The organism is Acinetobacter sp. UNC436CL71CviS28 (assembly GCF_000620525.1).
Classification (GTDB): Bacteria; Pseudomonadota; Gammaproteobacteria; order Pseudomonadales; family Moraxellaceae; genus Acinetobacter; species Acinetobacter radioresistens.
The window spans coordinates 1-4501 of record NZ_JIBB01000069.1; the positions used below are offsets into that span (position 1 = coordinate 1).

At 40.2% G+C, this 4501-nt stretch carries 1 protein-coding gene and 2 pseudogenes; all 3 read right to left on the minus strand.

Going from position 1 to position 4501, the window contains the following annotated elements; all coding sequences use genetic code 11:
- Positions 1-2579, minus strand: a 2579-nt coding sequence (locus N518_RS0114870; protein ID WP_026444461.1) for an excinuclease ABC subunit UvrA, incomplete at its 3' end; no start/stop codon positions are given.
- Between the two features lie 42 nt (positions 2580-2621).
- Positions 2622-3844 (minus strand): annotated as a pseudogene (locus N518_RS0114875) (IS256 family transposase).
- A gap of 93 nt (positions 3845-3937) precedes the next feature.
- Positions 3938-4405: pseudogene (locus N518_RS16500) on the minus strand (zinc-binding dehydrogenase); the annotation flags it as partial.
- Positions 4406-4501: the final 96 nt, after the last annotated feature.

The window sequence follows — 4501 nt, forward strand, 5'->3', positions numbered from 1 at the left end:
CCTGCCACAACAATATTCCCACCAGCATTTCCAGCACCTGGTCCCACATCAATCACCCAATCTGCTTGTGCAACGGCACGCATATCATGCTCAATCATAACCACGGTATTACCCGCATCGACTAATCGCTGCAATTGAACTAACAATCGATCTACATCTGATGGATGCAAACCTGTAGTTGGCTCATCAAGTATATACAGTGTATTTCCACGCTGATTGCGTTGCAGCTCGGTCGCCAATTTAATACGTTGCGCTTCTCCACCAGATAGTTCAGTCGCTGGTTGCCCTAAACGTAAATAACCAAGGCCAATTTCCTTTAATAATTGTAGTGAACGAGCAATCGAGACCTCTCCATCAAAAAAATCACGTGCTTCATTGACGGTCATTCCTAATACTTCAGCAATATTACGTCCATTCCAGCGAATTTTCAGAGTGTCATCATTATATCGAGCACCATGACATGTCGGACAAGGGGCATATACACTTGGCATAAACAATAATTCTACACTGACAAAGCCTTCACCTTCACAAGTTTCACATCGCCCTTTAGCCACATTAAACGAAAAACGTCCAGCATCATAATGAGCTTGGCGAGCTTCAGGAGTCCCAGCAAATAACTTTCTAACATGATCAAATAAACCCGTATAAGTTGCCAGATTAGAACGTGGAGTACGGCCAATTGGTTTTTGATCAACCTGTACCAGACGCTGTATAGCCTCCACATCACCAGCCAGAGAACCCTGTGTAACCTCGGTAACCAACATTCCTTCATTTAAAGGATTATTTTCATTATTGTTTTCAGTTTCAGATTCATTGCCTAAATATGAAAGTACTAACTCGGGTAAAGCTTGAGAAACGAGACTAGATTTACCTGAACCTGAAATACCTGTAACTGCTGTAAGTACACCAAGAGGTATACGAGCATCAATATTATGCAGGTTATGTCGGTAAATATTGTTAAGTTCAAGCCAACCAGAGGGTGTACGTCCATAACTTTGAGTAACTGGGATTTTATTAAATAAATAACTTGCAGTACGTGAAGCTGAAATCTCACTTAAACCCTGAGGTACTCCACTATATAAAATATTACCACCTTGCTCTCCTGCATCTGGTCCAACATCCACTAACCATTGAGCACGACGCATGAGCTCTAAATCATGCTCTACAACAAATACGGAGTTTCCAGCGTCTCTTAATTTATCGAGAGAATCATATAATGACTGACTATCTGAAGGATGTAATCCAGCAGACGGTTCATCCAGTACATAAACTACACCAAATAGCATAGAACTTAATTGTGTTGCTAAACGCAAACGTTGTAACTCTCCCGCCGAAAGAGTCGGTGTGGCTCTATCTAATGTTAGATAACCAAGACCTAACTGGCGTAATTGATTTAAACGCCCCACCACACCATTTGCTAAACGCTGGGCAGCAATTTTCTTTTCATCTGAAAGTGCTGACGTACGTCTTACATCTGGAGATACAGAATGCACTGCTCTACCTGTTGTTGCTCGTTCAGATCTATCAAGTTGGGTTACTTTATTATTAGTCTTTTCTCCAGCATCATGAGCGTCGAAATTGCCAAGAACAATGGGCTCAAGCAGGCAAGTTAACTTATCCAAAGAAAGTTGCATAAACTCACCAATATCTACTCCAGCAAAGGTAATAGATAAGGCTTCTGGTTTAAGGCGTTTACCATGACAGGAAGGGCATATTTTTCCTTCCATAAAACGTGAAACACGTTTTTTCATCAACGTACTTTGGGTATTAGCAAAAGTATGAAGGACATAGCGACGAGCACCAGTGAAAGTGCCCATATAGCTGGGTTCTAGTTTACGTTTAAGTGCAGATTGAGTCTCAGCGGGGCTTAAACCAGCATAGACAGGAACTGTTGGGGTTTCTTCAGTAAATAAAATCCAGTCTCTATCCGATTGCGGTAAATCTTTCCATGGTCGATCGACATCATACCCTAGGGTTACTAGGATATCGCGTAAGTTTTGCCCGTGCCAAGCAGGTGGCCATGATGCGATAGCTCTCTCACGAATACTGAGTGTTGGGTCAGGAACCATTGTCGATTCTGTAACTTCATAAATGTGACCTAAACCATGACAGGTAGGACAAGCACCTTGAGGAGTGTTCGGTGAAAAGTCCTCGGCATATAACATTGGCTGATCGGCAGGATATGCACCAGCACGCGAATAAATCATTCGCACGAGACTTGATAAAGTTGTTACACTTCCAACAGAAGAACGGGTATTACTTGCACCACGTTGTTGTTGCAATGCTACTGCTGGTGGTAGACCATCAATAGCATCAACATCTGGTACTCCGGCCTGATCTATTAAGCGTCTTGCATAAGGTGCAACAGATTCGAAATATCTTCTTTGTGCTTCAGCAAAAATAGTTCCAAAAGCAAGTGATGATTTTCCTGAACCCGATACACCTGAGAAAACAACAAGTGCATTTCTTGGGATAGAAACATCTACATCCTTAAGGTTATGCTCACGTGCACCTCGAACTTCAATACAATTATTAGATAAAGTAATGTTATTGTGTTCACCAAAAGAATGTATTTTCATGTTTCTACGAGCCTGTAAATTATTTTGTGTAAGTCTCATTTTTTATAAATGATCTTTTAATCGATCATCGAACTGAATCGTAAACCAATTCATTGCTAAACGCCAATTTTGAATTGGCATGGTCCATTTTTTAGCAGCATTTGAAGTTGCTAAATAAATGACCTTTTTCACTGAATCATCAGAAGAGAAGATCTTTCTCTTTTTAGTTGAATGGCGGATCACGCTATTCAATGATTCAATTGCATTTGTTGTATAAATCGCATGACGTATTTCAGCAGGATAGCTAAAGATCGTTCGGATATTTTCCCAATTTGCCCGCCAGGATTCTCCAATTTTTGAATACTGGTGATTCCATTGATCGCAGAAGATATCTAGGGGCTTTAAAGCATTTTCCTCTGTACTTGCCTGATAGATCGCCTTCAATCCTGCTGTTACAGCTTTGTAGTCCTTCCAGCTCACAAATCTCAGGCTATTGCGTACAACATGTACGATACACAGCTGGATATCAGTATGAGGGTAGACAGAGGCTATCGCATCAGGAAAGCCTTTTAGTCCTGAGAAGCGCTGCTTCGCAAGGCAGGCTACAAGAATATCTTGCACTCCTCGATTTTTAAGCTCTGTCATGACTGACAGCCAGAATTTGGAACCTTCTGTTTGAGCAAGCCACATGCCAAGAAGTTCTTTTTGGCCATCCAGGTTAATGCCTAATGCTAAATAAACTGATTTATTGATTACTGTTGAATGCTGACGAACCTTAACAACAATGCAATCTAAATAGACAACAGGATAAAGACTATCGAGTGTTCTATTTTGCCATTCTGTCACTTGTTCAATGACAGCATCCGTCACCTTACTAATAAGGGAGGCAGATACATCGGCATCGTACATTTCTTTAAAAAAGCAACAATTTCTCTATTTGTCATTCCTTTCGCATATAGCGAAAGAATTTGATCATCCATGCTAGTAATGCGTGTTTGATGCTTCTTAATAATCTGTGGTTCAAAAGAGCCATCACGATCACGAGGGATATCTAAAGCAAGCTGCCCATCTTGTGTTAGAACTGTTTTGGAGCTAAAACCATTACGTGCATTAGATCCTTTCTTAGGTTGATGCTTTTCATAGCCTAAATGTTCAGAAAGCTCAGTATTCAGAGCGGTTTCGATCATGAACTTTTTAAATATGGCTGTCATTTGGTTTAAATCTTCAGGAGTTTTTAAACCTTTAGCTAATTCAGCTGCCATACTTTTGATTGTAGCTTCATCCATGTGAAGTACCTCTTTTTATTATCCTCAGTAGGATAAATGAAAATTAAGTACTTACACAAAATTTAGAACAGTCCCACAACTCATTTTGTTGAACTATATCTGTACAACAACTCTACCTCGAATTTTTCCATCTAAAATTTCATTTGAAATATTTAAAGCATCTGTTAACTGAATTTCAGTCGTTACTGTTTCTAATTTTGTTTGATCTAATTCTGTAGCCAAACGTTCCCATGCTTCTTTTCTTAATTCGATTGGTGCCATCACGCTATCAATTCCATATAAGGTAATCCCTCTTAGAATAAATGGAGCAACTGTTGCTGGAAAATCCATTCCGCCTGCCAAACCACACGCAGCAACTGCACCACGATATTTTGTACTAGCACATGCATTGGCTAAAGTATGGCTTCCAACAGTATCAATTACGCCAGCCCAAACTTCTTTGTTTAATGGCTTTCCTGGGGAAGATAATTCAATACGATCAATAATTTCACTCGCCCCTAGATAGGTTAAATATTCTGACTCTTGAGGTCGACCAGTCGAAGCTGTAATCTCATAACCAAGAGGCACTGTTGCAAATAGGCTGACATGATAAGCTAAATATCTTATTTATTTCGAGATACAGCAGATGAATCCCTTCCACGGTCGGCACTTTCAAGG